The following is an 18,113-nucleotide window of genomic DNA, read 5'->3' as shown; positions in this document are numbered from 1 at the left end:
AATTTGGCTATTGCTATGATAGTCGTAAAATGTGAAGGGAAATTAGATCATTTTGAAACATAAAAAAATGGTCGGAATTTCTTCCGACCATGACTGGCCAAATGGCCCCTGTTTTCCAATTTTAGTATCTCTTTTTTAGTTTTACTACTTCACCGAAACTGTTTCGAAATAGGTATTGGTACCCTCACTAACGGATACGGTATAGTCATCTTTTACAGCATTTGTAAAGTTGATCATCTTACCAATTACCAATTCCGCACCCATTTTCTGAGTAAAAACTACCCTGTTCTCACTATCGACTACATTAATAACTACCGAGTTTAATTTTTGGTTGAAGTAATTTACATAAAGTATATTTCCTCTTTTTCTAAAAAATGGTTTTGCCACTTCATCACGAGCAATAACATTTACCTCTGAATCCTCTACACTTATAGTGAACTCCACTGTTCTTGTAAGGCTTTCCATCTTTAAATAATAAAGACCTTCCTCCAAGTTTGACAAATCGAACTTTTTAGAGTAATCTTCATCTTCCCTAATATTCTCCACGAATATCTGGTGCTTTTCTGTATCGGTCAAAGTCAATACAGAAGATTCGGTTTGCTTATTTAATTTAAGAACCAATCTTTTTGCTTCTTTAACTGTTGTCAAGTACATTCCTGGATCGTTGGCCATTGCTATAGTACTACTAAGTAATAAGGCTGCCACTGCTGTTAATTTTAAAACTGCTTTCATAACATTTAGGATTTAATATTAATAAATCATTTATATGGCAAATGTAGACCAGCAATTCACCTCCCACTACTCCATAATTTTCCAGTTTCTATTCTATTTTACCATCTCTCAATATTAAATAATTGTTAAGAAGTTAATATAGGACATATTTAAGTTAATTTTGCACAGAATAGTCGTAAACAGCTGTAATATCTTTACACTATCTAATGAAATAAGAGGATATGATACCTAAACCTACATTTGAGGTAATAGAACCTGATTTCGGTCATTCTTACACCTATCAACAGTTTGATGAACATCACCCTAATAAGATTGGGGTTTGGCATTATCATCCTGAAATTGAACTCGTTTATGTGAATGGAGGATCTGGAAAGAGACAAATAGGAAGCCACGTATCTTATTATACCGATGGAGATTTAATCCTAATTGGATCCAACCTGCCCCATTGTGGCTTCACGGATGTGCTTACCGGCAATAAAAACGAAAGTGTAGTACAAATGAAACAGGATTTTTTGGGGAACGATTTTTTCAACATTCCCGAAATGAAAAAAATTCAAAGCCTTTTTCAAATTGCTAGAGGAGGTGTTGCATTCACAGGTAGTACCAAGAAAAAAATTGGTGAAAAAATAGAGGTTATGGAATATCAGAGCGATTTCCAAAGACTTCTCTCCATTCTCAATATTTTAAACGAATTGGGAAATTCCAAAGAATATCAGGTATTGAACGCACAAGGTTTTTCATTACAAACGGAGGTAAAGGACAATGACAGAATAAATATTGTCTTCAATTATGTAAAATCAAACTTTAAGGAAGAAATAACGCTTGAGGAAATTTCGGATTTAGTTAGCATGACGGTTCCTTCATTCTGTAGATATTTCAAAAAAATTACCAACAAGACCTTTATACAGTTCGTTAATGAATGTAGATTGGTACATGCGTCCAAATTATTGGCAGAAAAGCCAATCAGTATTACTGAGGTCTGTTTTGAAAGCGGATTTAACAATTTCTCCCATTTCAACAAATCGTTTAAAGCCTTCACAGGACAAAATCCTTCCGAATATAGAAATGAATTGAAAAATGTGCTGCAGTCGTGAACAAATTATATGTCAATGGAATAGACCTTCAACTCCCAGATAGTGACATAGTTTATTATCCCAACTTTTTAAATACTGCAGAAGCTGATTATTTTTTCAAGATTCTTAAGGAAACCAGTCCATGGAAACAGGATAATATTACAGTATTTGGCAAAACATACCCACAACCAAGATTAACGGCATTATTTGGGGAAAATAACAAAGCCTATTCCTATTCCAACATTAGCATGAAACCCCATATGTTTTCATCGGAATTGCTGGAATTAAAGAATAAGTTACAATTGGAAGTTGGCATACACTTTACAAGCTGCCTCCTTAACCTATACAGAAACGGTAAGGATAGTAACGGTTGGCACGCTGATGATGAAAAAGCCTTGGGAGAAAATCCCGTAATTGCATCCATAACTGTGGGGCAAGAACGCTACTTTCATCTAAAACACAAATTGAACAAGGAATTGAAGCACAAACTATTATTGGAACATGGCAGCTTGCTTTTAATGAAGGGAGAAACCCAACATTGTTGGTATCACCAAATTCCCAAAACTACCAAAGTGATCAATGAACGGATCAACATTACATTTAGAATTATTAAATAAAAAAATCGGTTACGAAAACCGATTTTTTTATGCCTTTGTTATTTCTGTTGGACACTGCCCCTAACCTACCAGGCATTTACGTTAGTCTCCTCACACCCAACTTCAATAATAATAACTCAATTATTTTGCCAAATAATATGAAAATTGGTCAAAAGCCATGATTTTTTCGATAATAAGTATAACTAAGCCATAACATAAGATAATGAAAAGATCAGCCTTCCATTCGTACCTTGGCAATCGGCTCATTTAGTAGTAATGAAATTTTAGAATAAATAAGTTATGGTGAAATCTGCTTACGAAAAAAGGTCGTTCAGAACCTTGGCCAAGCGCAAACCCCCTTTTTGAAGTTGATGTTCTACAGTTGCCCAATATTTATAACCATAGGCATACCCCAGTTTTTCACCTTCCTCTACCGAAAGGTATAGCTCGTTGGCCACATCCTGTGATTCTTCTACCCATTCATATATATTGCCCTTCTGAATGTTCTTGATTTCACTCTTGTTCAGGGTGGGTAAATTATTTGCCAATTCCGAATAGCTCATGCCATAATCATCGATCATGTTGGAGTCCCATAATCTATGCAAATTGGTACCTCTTCCGAACCATTGAAGTTGAATATCGTTCCCTCCTTTATCTTCCAGCTGGCCCACATGCATAGGTTGGTGCAGATCACCGATCAAATGAATCATCATTTTTAAATAAAACACTTTATCAGCTGCACTGCTATTTTTATCCTTAACAATTGCTATACACTTTTCAATTCCAATAACTAAATCTCCCTCCACACTTGGCTGAACCTCTGTATATTTTTTGTCTGCCGGGTAATTTACATAATGCCAGGGGCCAAACTTGGAAAAGCTTCTATCAGCCTTTATTTCATCTGCATAATTTGAAACCAAAGCCAAACTTTGACCATCCAACATTTTCTTTAGCGCTTTTTTTGCCTTCCCGGACAAATGTTGCTGTGCCACTTCTCCTATAGTCCTGTGTCCGGTCTTAGACCATTCTATATTGTTTCCGTATCCTAATTGAAGCATAAGAAAACAAAGTGCAATTATTTTTTTCATTTATAATTTTTAGTTGTTTTTACTATTGTACCTCCCGAATACAGAAGTTGTCTTTTGAGTCAAAACAATGATTGATGAAACTCTAAGTTCTTACAGCTATATATTATTTTGCACTGTTTGAAATTGGCCTCCAAAAATAACAAATTGGAATTTAAGTAATTGTTAAGAAGTGCTCCCATTAAATTTTTTAATTTGATCTTGCAGAACTTAATTATTAAAATTGATGTTCAAAAAAATAAAAAATCCATTCCTTCGGATTGGAATCCTTTCTTTATTGGTAGTAGGAGGCAGTGTTCTATTGTTGCTTCTGTCCATATATTTAGGTGCTTGGGGCAAGATACCCAATACACGGCAGCTTTCTGATTTCAAGTACCAGAGAGCTTCCGAGGTCTATTCTGCGGATAGTGTGCTTATCGGAAAATATTTTCTATTTGATAGGCAGCCCATTCAATTTGAAGCTGTCCCCAAAAACTTGATAGAAGCATTGGTGGCCATAGAAGATGAGCGGTTTTACGATCATTCGGGAATAGACTTCAAGAGTCTGCTCCGAGTAGCGTTCAAGACCATCCTGATGCAGGATCAGGCTGCTGGTGGCGGTAGTACCCTTAGTCAACAGCTTGCAAAAAATCTATATCCTAGGGAAAAATCCGGAAAGTTCAATTTGGCCATATCAAAATTAAAGGAAATGATAATTGCCTCAAGATTGGAATCCATTTATTCCAAGAACGATATTCTAATGCTCTATTTGAACACGGTCTCTTTTGGTGACAACACCTTCGGGATAGAAAGTGCTTCTTTAAAATTCTTCAACAAATCAGCAAGAGAACTTAAACTGGAAGAAAGCGCAACCCTTGTGGGCATGTTGAAGGCAACCTATGGCTATAACCCCCGTGTTTTTCCAAAGAACAGCCTTAACAGACGAAATTTGGTATTGCAGTCCATGTATTCCAATAATTTTATATCACAACAAGAGTCAGATAGTCTTAAACAGCTTCCGCTACAACTTAATTACAGGGAGTACGATTATAATCAGGGAATTGCTCCTTATTTTAGGGAGGAAGTCAGAAAACAAATGCTAGTTTGGGCCAAGGCGCAGAGAGAGAAAGGACAAGATTTTAATATTTATACTTCTGGACTTAAAATATACACAACATTGGATTCCAAAATGCAAATTTTGGCAGAAGAAGCCATGATTCAGCATATGAAGGGACTTCAGAACAATTTTGAAAAAAGTTACGGAAATCGGGCGCCATGGAAAAGTAATAAAAAACTCATCAATAAAATTATCCAGAGTTCAGAACCCTACAAAAAATGGAAAAATGCCGGGTTAAAAGAGGATCGGATAATGGATTCCATGAACTTAAAAAAAGAAATACAGCTAAGCGATTGGAACCAGAATGAAATGCGTTCTGCCAGCACAGTGGATAGCCTTCTGCATTACCTCAAATTCCTAAATACTGGCTCCCTGTCCATAGATCCCAAAACAGGTGCTGTTAAAACCTGGATAGGTGGAATTAATTTTAAACATTTTAAATACGATCACATTTCCCAAAGCAAGCGCCAAGTGGGCTCTGCATTTAAACCCATTGTTTACACCGCCGCCCTTGAAAATGGCATTGCTCCCTGCACTTACTTTTCCGCCCAGGAGGTAGCCTACGAAAATATGGAAGGTTGGTCCCCCAGCAATTCGGGCAAAAAAGATGAGGCCTACCTGAATTACTCAATGGAAGAGGCCTTGAGCAACTCTGTTAATACCGTTGCAGTAAAGGTTTTGGAAAAAACAGGCATTCCCAAGGTGATACAACAAGCCAAAAAAATGGGCATCGACACGAAATTACCATCATTGCCATCATTGGCATTGGGGACTGCCGAAATTAAAATCAATGAACTTGCAGGTGCTTATGCCAGTTATTTGAACAACGGTAAATCCGTTACCCCTTTTTTAATTGAACGAATTACCAATGAAAAAGACTCCGTACTAGAGATTTTCAAACCTATAGTAGCCGAAAAAAGGGCCTTTTCAGAAGAAAATGGCCAGATAATGATAGAGATGATGAAAGCAACTGTAAATAGTGGTACCGCCGCCCGAATACGCTCCACTTACGGAATTAAAAACGATATTGCAGGAAAAACAGGGACTACACAGAACAACAAAGATGCTTGGTTTATAGCCTTAACGCCAAGACTAATTAACATTACTTGGGTGGGATTGGACAACCATGAAATTGGATTCAACAGTACCAGTCTGGGACAGGGGGCCAATGCAGCACTACCCATTTTTGCTTTGTGGTTGCAAAAACTAAATGCCGATAAATCCTTCAATTATATAACTAGGGCCAAATTTCCTACTCCATCCTCTGCGGTATTAACTGAATTGAATTGCGACCCGGTAAAAAAGGATGGGTTTTTCAAAAGATTGTTCAAAAATCCCAAGAAAAAGAAAACCAAGGATTTTAGAACAAGTAATAATAAAACCTAAGGACTTTATATCAATTATTATGGCTAAGGCCATCGGTTTTCCATTCCCAAATAGTGATTCCAAAATTATCATTCATGCAAATCAATGCCCTATTTTATCGTGAAACTATATCTTTGAAAACGAAAAGATTTAAAAACTAAAATTCCCTATCTTATAATATGGATTTCAAAATTTTATGTTCCGATTTGGACGGTACCTTATTGACCTTTAAAGACAATGTCTCCGATTTTACGATTTCGGAAATCAAAAGAATTAAGGACCATATAAGGATTATACTGGTTTCGGCCAGAATGCCACAATCCATGACCTATATTCAAAAAAACCTGGGGATAGAAAATGAACCTATTATATGTTATAATGGGGCATTGGTACTACATGGGTCAAAAGAATTGCTCTCAACTTTTATTGATATGGAGCAAATTGTTTCCATATATAACATGGCCGACCAAGTGGGAATTCAATTAGGACTTTACTCTAAAGGCGAATGGTATGTGCAAATGGACTCCGAACGGGTACAAAAGGAAATAAAGTATACAAAAACCCTTCCCACCTACAGGGATACTGAAAAGACCATACAGGAATGGACAACCCGAAAAATTGGAGCCCACAAGATTATGCTGATGGGGAACAAAGAAAATACCGATGTTCTTTTCCCTGAACTGCAAAAGAATTTTGCAGGATCATTGAACCTTTATAGATCCAATGATACCCTGATCGAAATTGCCCCCAAGTCGGTTTCCAAATTAACTGCCATTAAACTTTTACTTCAAGAACATGAAAGTTTAAACGATGTTATTGCCTTTGGGGACAACTACAATGATATGGAGATGCTGCAAAATGTTGGACGTGGTATAGCGGTAGCCAATGCGCGGGAAGAAGTAAAACACATTGCCAGTGGTCTGGCCCTTAAAAATTCTGAGGACGGGGTGGCACACTACATAAAACAGCATATTTTAATTTGATTATATTTGGCGCAAGTGACAAGCCTTATTGAACAATAATTTTTTATGAGCGACCCGATCATTACCAACGATACCGTTGTATTTGGACTTCTTACCCTTTGTCTTGGATTTATATTTTACACCTCTTCCATAAAAACCGGCTTTTGGAGTAAATTCTACAATATAGTACCGGCTGTACTAATGTGCTATGTACTGCCGTCTATTTTGGCTAGTAGTGGTTTAATTTCGGACGAGATCTCTAACCTATATTTTATGGCCAGTAGGTATTTACTCCCTGCAGCCCTTATTTTAATGACTTTGAGTATTGACCTTAAGGCCATTGCCAATTTGGGATCAAAAGCTTTGATTATGTTTCTAACGGGTTCGGTGGGGATTATCATTGGTGGACCATTGGCCATTTTATTAATATCCATATTCTCTCCAGAAACTGTTGGAGGGAACGATTTTGACGCCATTTGGAGGGGCTTGGCCACTATTGCCGGTAGTTGGATCGGAGGGGGAGCCAACCAAGCCGCAATGCTAGAAATTTACCAGTACAATCCTGATAAGTATGGCGGAATGGTATTGGTAGATATTGTAGTTGCCAATGTTTGGATGGCCATTATTTTATTGGGCGTGGGCAAAACACAAAAAATAGACCGCTGGCTTAAAGCGGACACCTCAGCTATTGAAGAACTTAGAATAAAAGTTTCGAAGTTTACAGAAAAAATCACTAGGGTTCCTACTTTGAAAGATTATATGATGATGCTTTTCTTTGCCTTTACCGGGGTTGGAATTTCCCATCTTTTCGGGGATTACATCAGTTCATATTTGACCAGCACTTATGAAAGTGTTAGCGATAATAAAAGTTTTTTATCCTTTTTAGGCTCCAGTTTCTTTTGGATGGTGGTACTTGCAACCCTAGTAGGAATAGTGCTTTCCTTTACCAAAGCCAAAAATTATGAAGGTGCGGGCGCCAGTAAATTGGGCAGCGTATTTATTTACATCCTGGTGGCCACTATAGGTATGAAGATGGATTTGGGCAAGGTGCTTGAAAATCCTGGCTTGATTGCCATTGGTTTTGTTTGGATTACAATCCATGCCGTTTTGTTGATCATTGTAGCCAAGATGATCAAGGCACCCTATTTCTTCCTTGCCGTGGGCAGTCAGGCTAACGTGGGCGGCGCTGCGTCGGCCCCAGTGGTTGCAGCGGAATTTCACCCATCATTAACCTCGGTAGGGGTTTTATTGGCCGTTTTTGGATACGTAGTTGGTACTGGCGGTGCCATACTTTGTACAATTCTTATGGAAATTGCATCAAAAGTTTAAAATTCCATAAACTTTAGTGATATTTGCGCTTCAAAAAAAATACTATGAAGAAAATTTTAATGGTTGCGGTACTGGCAATAGTTGTTATCTCCTGTGGAGGCGTTACTGAAAATACTATGACCGTTACGGGTAATGTAAAGGGATTAAAAAAGGGAACCTTATACCTGCAACACATTGCGGACACCACCTTAGTAACTGTTGATTCCCTTCTAGTGGATGGGGATGGCAATTTTTCCTTTACCACGGAACTGGAAAGCCCAGAGTTATTCTACCTATATTTGGACAAAAAGGACAACAATAGTATTAATGACAGAATTACCTTCTTTGCCGAGCCTGGAAATATAACCATTAAAACTAACTGGAATACTTTTGACTTGAATGCAAAAATAGAGGGATCCAAAAGTAATGAGAAGCTCAAGGAATATCAAGAAGTTATGTCTAAATTCAATACCAAGAATTTGGAATATATAAGAATGAGTATGGATTCTAAAGCCCAAAATGATTCCACGGCAATGGATTCCCTTCAAAATTTAACCGATAAAAATGTAAAGCGTGGTTACCTGTATGCCATTAATTTTGCATTGAACAATGCAGATTCGTATGTAGCCCCATACATCGCCGTTAAAGAAGTGGCAGACGCCAACATTAAATATTTGGACTCCATAAACAATTCGCTCTCTCCCGAAGTGGCCAAATCCAAATACGGACAGGAATTAAAGGAACATATAGAAGTTGCCAAGAAAGAGGCAAAGCAGTAAAAAAAAAGCATCCATTAAATGGATGCTTTTTTTTTACTTTTCTAAGGTTATTGTTACCCTAATTTATTCAGTTGTTCAATTAAAGAACCTGCCTTGGTTTGCAATTCCGCTTTAACGGATTTTAAATGTGCCGGTCTATTCTCAACAGACTTCTGGTTAACTTTTGCTATTAGCTCATCAAAAGTTTCAATTGCGTTATCTATTATCGCATTGCCCTCTTTTGAATTTTGCTTATTTCCAGAAGCTTCCACTAAATACACCGCTTCAATAATATCTCCTAAAACGTAATTAATGTCTTTCTTTAAATCTTTTATACTTGCCATTGGTAATATTTTTTTTGCAAAAGTAATCATTTTCAGATAGTAACCTCCAAAAGTTTTGCGCTGGTTGTGATTATATTTATAATTTTGGACTGTGCAGCTACCAAAGTGGTCTCTCCTTTTTCTATGGATACCGAACCAAATTCATTGGAGATAGTTGCCTTACCCCCTACACACATGTAGATAGTGAACGAATCCCTTTTTTCAACATCCAATTCCAGATCCTTGGTTAGCTCCAAAATATTGGTATTGAAATATGGACATGAAACCATATTATTTACACTGTCTTTTTTATTGGAATACTTTACCTTAAAATCGGCCTTCTTGGTATAATCTATGGCGTCCAAAGCCAAATCTGTATGTAATTCCCTTAAATTGCCATTTTTATCCTTCCTATTAAAATCGAAAACACGGTAGGTAATATCAGAGGTCTGCTGTATCTCTGCCAGTAAAACGCCAGCGCCAATAGCATGCATCTTTCCCGTGTTAATAAAAAAAGTATCCCCTTCCTTTACACTTTCATAGTTCAACAAATCCAGTAGTGTATCTTCCTCTATACTTTTGGCATATTCCTCTTTGGTTACATCTTTGTTAAAACCAACAATCAACTCTGCCCCCTTATCGGCATCCATAATATACCACATCTCGGTTTTTCCAAAGGAATTATGGCGTTTTTTAGCCAAGTCATCATTTGGGTGCAATTGGATGGACAAATCCTGTTTAGCATCGATAAACTTAATGAGAATGGGGAATTCTTTACCAAATCGCTCTACAACACTATTTCCCAATAATTCCTTTGGGTATTTATTGATCAATTCCTGTAGGGAGGCACCCGATAAATCACCGTTGGCAACAACGGACACATCACCCTCAACGGCAGAAAGCTCCCAACTTTCACCTGTAATGTCATTTTCAATAGGCTTTCCCAAAACATCTTTTAATTTGGTACCGCCCCAAAGGCGCTCTTTAAGGATTGGATTGAATTTTAAAGGATATAAGTTCATTCTGTTTGGTATTATGTATTTGTATACTTTTAATAATTTGATTGTCTTGCTTAAACTGAATTTAATTAGTTTGCTCCAATGCCAGTTGGCTTTATAAAAACACAACTATCCGGAAAAAGTCACGTAATTTCTTGGTGTCTCATATAAGATGACCTCCAGTTCGTGTGAAGCTTCAATAAATGGCCTAAGCAGGTTCCAAATATAAACGGCTATATTTTCTGCTGTTGGATTTATGGTTTTAAACCATTCCACATCCACGTTAAGGTTTTTATGATCCAACTTATTTTCAATTTTATCCTTAATAAGATCCTTAAGCACCTTCATATCCATTACAAAGCCTGTCTCTGGATCAATTTCCCCAGTAACACTAACTACCAACTCATAATTATGGCCGTGAAAATTAGGGTTATTGCACAGTCCATAAACACTGTCATTTTTTTCAAAGCTCCAATCTGGCCTATACAGCCTGTGAGCGGCATTAAAGTGAGCCTTCCTACTTACCTTTACCTTCATATGGCCGTATTATATTGTGAAATATGATCGTAAAACTTATCAAAAATAATTTTAAACCATGCTGTGTATTTCTCCGGGGAGGTAACCATATCCTCTTTAACCGCAAGGGGAGTCATCCATTTCCATGAGGCAACTTCATCAGGGTTTATACTGGGTTCCCCATTATAGTGTCCTATCATCACATGATCTAATTCATGTTCGGTTAGACCATTGTCAAAGGGAGCCTTATAAATAAAGGAAAACAACTCCTTCAATTCCGCATTAAAACCCATTTCTTCATTCAATCTTCTGGTTCCTGCTTCAATATTGGATTCCCCGTCCCGTTGATGGCTACAACAAGTGTTTGTCCATAAAAGTGGGGAGTGATATTTGTGACCCGCCCTTTGCTGGATCATTGTCTCCCCTTTATCGTTCATTATAAATACAGAAAATGCCCTATGGAGCAAAGCCTTTTCATGGGCTTCCATTTTGGGCATCAGACCAATTTGAACATCAAATTCATTAACAAGAATTACCTTTTCCTCTTCCATTTGGTAAAAATAAAACCTTTCCCCAATAATAAGGGCCAAGTCCATCATAAAAATTAAATACTTTGGGATTGTTTCGTGTTATTACCCTTTACCAAAGACAACGGTGGCAAGTGAAAATTTCCCACAAGAATATTGCGAAAGTAATTAGCTTTTAAAATTTATATATAAACTGTCATAGTTATGTAGGCACACCTTATGGGCAGTTTCCCCATAAGCAAATAATCTTCGGACTAAGCTAAAGAGGTAATGGGTTAAAATAATTTTTTTTAATAACCCGTGGCAATTTTCACTGTATTGAAATTGAGGCGCCTTGATAGGAAGGGTTAGTTCTACATTTGAAATTTAATGCACTGGGGCCTTTGAAATATAGGTGTCTCTAATAAAAATTCGGATACTCTTTTAGAAAAATCTCGGGGATTTTAAATTGCCAAGTTCTTTAATAAAGTCATATCGCAAAATAATCTCAAAGGATCCGTCGTTAAATGTTGCTTGTCCCAATTCTGTGGTTTCCTTGTCATATGCCAATCCAATTAGAAAAGAATTGGAAATATTGAAGCCTACCATAGCGCTAATTGCAGCGTCCCATCTATAAGCGGCCCCAAAAATAAACTTGTCACTAAGCATAAAATTTGCCGAGGCATCAAGTTGAAGCGGCGCACCCTGTACTACTTTGGCTAAAATAGCAGGTTTAAATTTTAAATTGGTATTCAAATCAAATACATAACCTGTTATCAGATATAAATTCATCTGTTCCTTTGCGGTCGACAATGCCTCTCCATCAAAATGTGTGGTCTGCAAAAAACGAGGCACCGATAAACCAGCGTAGAATTTCTGGGTATGGTAATAGACTCCTGCTCCAATGTTCGGGGAGAATTTATTGTCTATGTCCTGCTGTAAAGTTGGGTCCGGTCCTCCGGGATTTGAATAATCCTGATTAAGCTCGGAATAGCGAATATCCAACATATGAGCACTGGCTTTTAATCCAAAGCTCAATCTACCTTCCTGGGAAGTATAAACGGTGTATGAAAAATCCCCATCAAAATAAGTTTCAGAGGTGGGACCAATTTTGTCATTAACTATTGAAATTCCCAAACCTACGCCTCTATACCCTATAGGCGAATGTAAATTTAACGTCTGTGTTGTAGGGGCACCGTCCAAACCAACCCATTGCGACCTGTGCAGTGCCGCCATACTTATATGCCCACGGGAACCCGCATAAGCTGGGTTTACACTTACGGTATTATACATATACTGGGTATATTGGGCGTCCTGTTGGGACTGTACCTTAAAGCTGACCAAGATAATTACTGCAAATAACCAAAATGATATTGGGTGCGGCTTGAGTATGTTTTTTATTAGATTTGACATCCTTTATCTGTTTATATAAATATATCCCGTAAGCGTCGTCATCTTTCCTCCAACAGATCGGGTATAGTCCAAAATATAGAAATAAGTTCCTACCGGTAATTGATTGTCTTTATTAATGGTGACCCTCCCCTCCGAAGTGCCGTCAAAATAATTGGAATCATTATTATAGGCCTTGGTGGCATATACCAAAACTCCCCATCGGTTATATATTTTGATAGTATTGTTTGGATAATTTTCAATCCCTCTAATCGTCAATACATCATGGATACCATCGTTATTAGGTGTTATTACATTAAACACTTCCACTCCAACGTCCAGTATAATCAAATCAGAATCCAAATAATCAGGAATTCCATCCTCATCAAAATCGTCATTTGCATAATTTCCATCCCCGTTTTCATCTTCATCAATGGTAAGTATTCCATCATCATCATCATCGCTGTCCCGATAATCCACTTCATCATCACCATCTGTATTTGGTAGATCATTATATGGGTCGTTCATCTCATCATTAACATCCACATCTATGGCCGTATTGCCCTCATAACCATCATCCAGACCATCATTATCCTTATCCGAACCAATATAAACTACATCCGGGATTCCGTCATGATTATGGTCATGGCCTTCAACACTGTCCGGTACGTTATCATTATCACTGTCTTCATCCAAGTAGTCTGGTAAACTATCCCCATCCGTATCTATTGGGAACAAGCCTAGATTTCCATTATTTTCATAAGCATCGTCCAGACCATTACTATTGGCATCCACTCCACTTGGAGGAACATATCCTTGGGTGGTCTGAGCTTCCACGTTATCTGGAATACCGTCGTCATCACTGTCAATATCCAGATAATCTGCTATACCATCACCATCGGAATCCGTTGGATCAGTATTGGGATCATTATCACCATCCAAATTAAGATCTTCAAAACTGTCTAAAATTCCATCATCATCACTATCTATGTCCACTATTCCATTCGGATTGACCAATATATTAACAGTTGCAGTACTACAATTGGATTGATTATCACAAATTGTGTAGGTAAAAATATCGCTACCTATATAACCACTATTAGGTGTATAGGTTACAAAATCATCTGTAAGGTCATTTGGTGTGCCATTATTGTCCACTACTACACTACCATTGGTTGGACTGGTGGTGGTTATGGTTCCCAGTACAGGGATATCATTATCGTTCGCCAAGATATCTATGTCAACAGGCATATTCTCCAGGGTAGCAACAGAATCATCAAATGCATCAACAATAGGGAGTACATCTATATTTACGGTTGCAGTACTACAATCACCCAGGGCATTACAAATTGTATAGGTAAATGTAATTGGACCATTATAGTTCGGATTTGGAACAAAGGTCACTATATCATCCGATGGATTGTTTGGCGTCCCATTATCATCAACAAGAACGTTCCCATTAAATGGATTTGTTGTAGTCAAAATACCGGTAGTCGGCAAATTGCTGTCATTGTCAAAAATGGGCACTACTACAGATGAATCTTCGTTGACAGTTACATAATCATCAACCAAAACACTGGATTGCTGTAAACAAACTACCGTAAAATTTGGCAAATCAAAGGAATTTCCTGCCTTGGTCACAGTCGCTGTATATCGCACCACACTTTGGGTAGCGATTACCGTTGGCCTCAGCTGATCGCCACCAACTGCCGGCGACCAACTAATTGCAGCGCTCGGACTTACATTATTGGAAATATCCATGGTTACCTCATTATCTGGACTTGTACAATCCGTTAAAATAAAATAACCTGTGGCATTTGACCCACAAAGGGTACCATCGTATGTTGCAAAATAAATACCTGATGAAGTAGCCTCATAAAAAAAATCAGTACCCAAAACCGTAGAGGCATCGGAAGCTTCATACCATTTGTAATTATGCTCATCGGTACTATTGGGTGCCTGCAACAAAAACTGTGCATTGGCCAAATTAGTACCAAAGAAAATGGTTACTAGGCTAACAAAAAGAAATCTATATATATGTTTTGACTTCAAACTCCTGGTATTCCTTGTTGGTTAGTTTATATTATTTTACTACAAAAACAACGTTGATCAATGAATTGTAATCTGTTGGTGTTGCTATTACATCATAAGTCATTACCCCAAATTCGTCCACACTTACATTGGCAAACACCGTATTATCAAAGTACGTAACATAGTAATACAGTTCTGTATTGGCATAGGTAGGTATTGCAGTAGGCGCTAAATTACTGGACACCATTGGAGATCCAAACTGGGCTGTATATTGCGTATGCAGATTAATTGTCCTACCCGTGCCTGTTGAAGAGGCATCCACGGCAATGGAAGGAGGATAGAAAATATTAGGTCGTGTATTTGCAACTACATATGGAGTAGCTGTACTACCATCTCCAGTAACGCTAATATCATTGCCTGCAGTTACTAAAGTTTCAGTTCCGTCCGCGGATGGCAATGTAATTGTATTTCCGCTTTCAATGGTTAGGTCATTCCCAACCAGAGTAAGTGTTTGATCATCAGAACCTAAGGATGATAATGGTACCGATCTTGCAGCACCACCATCTGTAATCGTTAGATTTCCACCACTAACAGCAAAAGCCGTATTGTACTCGTTTCCGATATTTGAATCCGCATCATTCACATTTAAAGTCACATTATTACCCCCGGTAATAGCAATATACCCAGGGGTTGCATTAGTTGATAAAGTCTGATTGTCAGTATTATCCAAGAATGAATTCAAATTCAGTGCTGGTGATGACACACCGTTAACCGTACTGGTCAATTGATTGGTACCACTTAAATTTAATACGTTGGAATTAATAATACTTACTCCTGATCCTGTAACACCATTTACGGTTGTGGTTAAAGTATTAATATTACTAATATTGCTTACAGTGGTGGTTGGTACTAAAGCACTCTTGTCTATCCATTCCACTATGCCTGCACTACTGGTAACCAATACTTTATCGTTACCACCAGAAGCAACATCTTCGGCCAAAATGGTTCCATTTACTATTTTACCCGTAGTTATTGAGTTATTGGCTAAATCAGCAGTTGCTATGGTTCCATCTAATATTTTTGCGCTTGTTACAGCATTATTGGCTATTGTTAAGGTAACATCATTCAATGTTGAATTTGCACCACCAGTTACTGTCAAATCAGTTGAAGTGATTGAACCATCACCTGTTAAACTTGATACATCAACAGATAATACTCCTGTTACTCCATTTCTTAAAATTCCTGAACCAGCTATCGAAGCATCAATCTTTAACGGTGTCACAGAATTGTTTGCTAAATCCGCAGCTACAATCGTACCATCAACTATTTTAGCACTAGTCACTGAACTATTTGCTAAATCGGCAGTGGCAATAGTAGCGTCAACTATTTTGGCACTAGTAACCGAGTTATTGGCTAAATCAGCAGTAGCAATAGTACCATCTAAAATTTCAGTAGTAGTAATACCTCCCGTTGCTACATCCAATGTATATGGACTTGCAGTTGTACCTGATCCGGAACGTATTAAAGTTGCATCTGTGGCATTGGTAACTTCGTTGCCGGTTACTTTATCCAAATCCAATGCTTCACTTGCAGAAATGGCATTGCTTAATTCTGTATCTGTAGCAAAGGTGCCATTTAAATCTATTGTCTTATCGGCCTCACCATCATTCTCCACAGATAATTCCAAGGTTGTCCCATTTAGAACAAACTTATCAATCTTCTGGTCGTCGGTGCCCAAGGAGGACAAGGGTACAGAAAGCGTCCCGTTGCCGTCCGTGATCTCAAGGTTCCCCGAGTTCACCGCAAAGGCGGTGTTCACCTCGTTGGTGATGCTGCCGTCCACTTCGGTGGCCGTGATCACGTAGGGATCCGCCGTGGTACCGCTTCCGGTCACCACATTGATGCCGGCCCCGGTCACTATCGTCTCAGAGCCATCGGCGACCAGACCCGAAAGGTCCACCGTAAGGTCGTTCCCGTTCTCGATCCCGACGGTCAATATGTTGGTCGTCGCGTTAAGCGTAAGTACGTCTATGTTCTGGTCGTCGGTGCCCAAGGAGGACAAGGGTACAGAAAGCGTCCCGTTGCCGTCCGTGATCTCAAGGTTCCCCGAGTTCACCGCAAAGGCGGTGTTCACCTCGTTGGTGATGCTGCCGTCCACTTCGGTGGCCGTGATCACGTAGGGATCCGCCGTGGTACCGCTTCCGGTCACCACATTGATGCCGGCCCCGGTCACTATCGTCTCAGAGCCATCGGCTGACGGTACAGTTACTGTATTTCCACCCGTAATGCTCAATTGATCTCCGGCTATACTTAGGGTCTGGTTGTCAGAATTTAATAATGATTTATCAACCCACTCTACGGTACCAACTGCGTCCGTAACCAAAACCTTGTCGTTACCTCCGCTTAATATGTTTTCTGTCTGAACTGCATTGTCCGCCAGTTCGGCATTAGTTATTCCATCGGCCGACACGTCCAGCGTATAAGGGCTAATTGTTGTTCCTGCTCCCGAACGCACCAAAGTGCCATCTGTTCCATTTGTTACCTCGTTTCCGATAACTCCATCATTTTCCGTAACCGTAACAGAACCTAAATCTACTAGAGTCCAATCGGTCCCATCCCATTGCATTACTTGCCCAGAGACCGTACCATCAGCTATGTTTTCCAACCTTACCGCATCATCGGCCAATTTTGAATTGGTTACCGCATCGGGGCCAAGTTTGGAATTTACTATGGAAAGGTCCTCTACCTTGAAAGGATCCGCAACCGTACCTACTCCGGTAATGGTCACCTGATCGGCCAAAACAGCGAAGCTCGACTTGTCCACCCAAACTACTGTACCAACGGCATCCGTAACCAATACCTTATCGTTTCCACCACTAAATATGTTTTCTGTCTGAACTGCATTATCGGCCAGTTTAGCATTGGTCACCGCATCGGCTCCAAGCTTGGCGGTCACAATGGACAGATCCTCCACCTTGAAGGGATCAGCTGTTGTTCCTGCTCCTGTGATCGTCACCTGATCGGCAATGGCTGCAAAGCTCGACTTGTCGATCCACTCCACGGTCCCGATGGCATCGGTAACCAATACCTTATCGTTACCTCCAGAGGAAATATCCTCCGTTAAAATGGTCCCGTTCAATATATTTTCTGTCTGAACCGCATTGTCGGCCAATTTAGCATTGGTCACAGCATCGGCTCCAAGCTTGGCGGTCACAATGGACAGATCCTCCACCTTGAAGGGATCAGCTGTTGTTCCAGCACCCGTAATCGTTACCTGGTCGGCAATGGCGGCAAAGCTCGACTTGTCGATCCACTCCACGGTACCAACTGCATCCGTAACCAATACCTTATCGTTACCTCCGCTTAATATGTTTT

Annotated in this window: 15 protein-coding genes; 6 read left to right on the top strand and 9 right to left on the bottom strand. The window is 39.0% G+C overall.

Features of this window, described 5'->3' with window-relative positions:
- Positions 1–144: 144 nt before the first annotated feature.
- A complete protein-coding gene (locus CWD91_RS22505; protein WP_103443227.1) occupies positions 145–732 on the bottom strand; it encodes a hypothetical protein in 588 nt (195 codons plus the stop codon).
- Between the two features lie 221 nt (positions 733–953).
- Here CWD91_RS22505 and CWD91_RS22500 point away from each other — a divergent pair, with 221 nt between their 5' ends.
- Positions 954–1,826: an AraC family transcriptional regulator gene (locus CWD91_RS22500; protein WP_103443226.1), complete on the top strand. Its 873-nt coding sequence runs from the start codon at positions 954–956 to the stop codon at positions 1,824–1,826.
- Complete coding sequence (locus tag CWD91_RS22495) at positions 1,823–2,422, top strand: alpha-ketoglutarate-dependent dioxygenase AlkB family protein (RefSeq protein WP_239985911.1); 600 nt, start codon at positions 1,823–1,825, stop codon at positions 2,420–2,422. Before CWD91_RS22500 ends, CWD91_RS22495 begins: the two co-directional genes overlap by 4 nt.
- Before the next feature lie 293 nt (positions 2,423–2,715).
- Here the strand turns inward: CWD91_RS22495 and CWD91_RS22490 are convergent, their stop codons facing one another.
- Positions 2,716–3,489 (bottom strand): S1/P1 nuclease, encoded by a 774-nt coding sequence (locus tag CWD91_RS22490; RefSeq protein ID WP_103443225.1) that lies wholly within the window; start codon positions 3,487–3,489, stop codon positions 2,716–2,718.
- Between the two features lie 223 nt (positions 3,490–3,712).
- Here CWD91_RS22490 and CWD91_RS22485 point away from each other — a divergent pair, with 223 nt between their 5' ends.
- From CWD91_RS22485 to CWD91_RS22470, 4 genes are all read left to right on the top strand, one after another.
- Positions 3,713–5,968 carry a transglycosylase domain-containing protein gene (locus CWD91_RS22485; protein ID WP_239985910.1) on the top strand — a complete coding sequence of 752 codons (2,256 nt, stop codon included), beginning with the start codon at positions 3,713–3,715 and terminating at the stop codon, positions 5,966–5,968.
- Between the two features lie 158 nt (positions 5,969–6,126).
- A complete protein-coding gene (locus CWD91_RS22480) occupies positions 6,127–6,930 on the top strand; it encodes a Cof-type HAD-IIB family hydrolase (protein ID WP_103443223.1) in 804 nt (267 codons plus the stop codon).
- 45 nt (positions 6,931–6,975) lie between these two features.
- Positions 6,976–8,238: a DUF819 family protein gene (locus tag CWD91_RS22475; protein ID WP_103443222.1), complete on the top strand. Its 1,263-nt coding sequence runs from the start codon at positions 6,976–6,978 to the stop codon at positions 8,236–8,238.
- Positions 8,239–8,282: 44 nt separating this feature from the next.
- Positions 8,283–8,996 (top strand): DUF4369 domain-containing protein, encoded by a 714-nt coding sequence (locus tag CWD91_RS22470; protein WP_103443221.1) that lies wholly within the window; start codon positions 8,283–8,285, stop codon positions 8,994–8,996.
- Positions 8,997–9,049: 53 nt separating this feature from the next.
- On the opposite strand, the gene CWD91_RS22465 is transcribed toward CWD91_RS22470, so the two are convergent.
- The 7 genes from CWD91_RS22465 to CWD91_RS22435 all read right to left on the bottom strand — a co-directional run.
- A complete protein-coding gene (locus CWD91_RS22465) occupies positions 9,050–9,319 on the bottom strand; it encodes a hypothetical protein (protein WP_103443229.1) in 270 nt (89 codons plus the stop codon).
- 32 nt (positions 9,320–9,351) lie between these two features.
- Positions 9,352–10,320 carry a type I phosphomannose isomerase catalytic subunit gene (locus CWD91_RS22460; protein WP_103443220.1) on the bottom strand — a complete coding sequence of 323 codons (969 nt, stop codon included), beginning with the start codon at positions 10,318–10,320 and terminating at the stop codon, positions 9,352–9,354.
- 105 nt (positions 10,321–10,425) lie between these two features.
- Positions 10,426–10,833: a 6-pyruvoyl trahydropterin synthase family protein gene (locus CWD91_RS22455; RefSeq protein ID WP_103443219.1), complete on the bottom strand. Its 408-nt coding sequence runs from the start codon at positions 10,831–10,833 to the stop codon at positions 10,426–10,428.
- Positions 10,830–11,363 carry an isopentenyl-diphosphate Delta-isomerase gene (gene idi / locus CWD91_RS22450; RefSeq protein WP_103443228.1) on the bottom strand — a complete coding sequence of 178 codons (534 nt, stop codon included), beginning with the start codon at positions 11,361–11,363 and terminating at the stop codon, positions 10,830–10,832. Before idi ends, CWD91_RS22455 begins: the two co-directional genes overlap by 4 nt.
- 399 nt (positions 11,364–11,762) lie before the next feature.
- On the bottom strand, positions 11,763–12,731 hold the full coding sequence (locus CWD91_RS22445) for a PorP/SprF family type IX secretion system membrane protein (protein WP_103443218.1): 969 nt from the start codon (positions 12,729–12,731) through the stop codon (positions 11,763–11,765).
- Positions 12,732–12,734: 3 nt separating this feature from the next.
- Entirely contained in the window at positions 12,735–14,759 is a 2,025-nt protein-coding gene (locus CWD91_RS22440) for a T9SS type B sorting domain-containing protein (RefSeq protein ID WP_103443217.1), read from the bottom strand.
- Between the two features lie 31 nt (positions 14,760–14,790).
- The coding region (locus tag CWD91_RS22435) for a beta strand repeat-containing protein (protein ID WP_157943877.1) at positions 14,791–18,113 on the bottom strand (3,323 nt) is incomplete at its 5' end.

This window comes from Arenibacter hampyeongensis (assembly GCF_002909255.1).
GTDB lineage: Bacteria > Bacteroidota > Bacteroidia > Flavobacteriales > Flavobacteriaceae > Arenibacter > Arenibacter hampyeongensis.
Note: the sequence above shows the minus strand (reverse complement) of the source record. Positions and strands in the feature narration are given on the sequence as shown.

Excerpts from the sequence above, each read along its gene's own strand:
- CWD91_RS22505 (WP_103443227.1), bottom strand. The coding sequence starts at position 732 with ATGAAAGCAGTTTTAAAATTAACAGCAGTGGCAGCCTTATTACTTAGT.
- CWD91_RS22500 (WP_103443226.1), top strand. The coding sequence starts at position 954 with ATGATACCTAAACCTACATTTGAGGTAATAGAACCTGATTTCGGTCAT.
- CWD91_RS22490 (WP_103443225.1), bottom strand. The coding sequence starts at position 3,489 with ATGAAAAAAATAATTGCACTTTGTTTTCTTATGCTTCAATTAGGATAC.
- CWD91_RS22485 (WP_239985910.1), top strand. The coding sequence starts at position 3,713 with ATGTTCAAAAAAATAAAAAATCCATTCCTTCGGATTGGAATCCTTTCT.
- CWD91_RS22480 (WP_103443223.1), top strand. The coding sequence starts at position 6,127 with ATGGATTTCAAAATTTTATGTTCCGATTTGGACGGTACCTTATTGACC.
- CWD91_RS22475 (WP_103443222.1), top strand. The coding sequence starts at position 6,976 with ATGAGCGACCCGATCATTACCAACGATACCGTTGTATTTGGACTTCTT.
- CWD91_RS22470 (WP_103443221.1), top strand. The coding sequence starts at position 8,283 with ATGAAGAAAATTTTAATGGTTGCGGTACTGGCAATAGTTGTTATCTCC.
- CWD91_RS22465 (WP_103443229.1), bottom strand. The coding sequence starts at position 9,319 with ATGGCAAGTATAAAAGATTTAAAGAAAGACATTAATTACGTTTTAGGA.
- CWD91_RS22460 (WP_103443220.1), bottom strand. The coding sequence starts at position 10,320 with ATGAACTTATATCCTTTAAAATTCAATCCAATCCTTAAAGAGCGCCTT.
- CWD91_RS22455 (WP_103443219.1), bottom strand. The coding sequence starts at position 10,833 with ATGAAGGTAAAGGTAAGTAGGAAGGCTCACTTTAATGCCGCTCACAGG.
- idi (WP_103443228.1), bottom strand. The coding sequence starts at position 11,363 with ATGGAAGAGGAAAAGGTAATTCTTGTTAATGAATTTGATGTTCAAATT.
- CWD91_RS22445 (WP_103443218.1), bottom strand. The coding sequence starts at position 12,731 with ATGTCAAATCTAATAAAAAACATACTCAAGCCGCACCCAATATCATTT.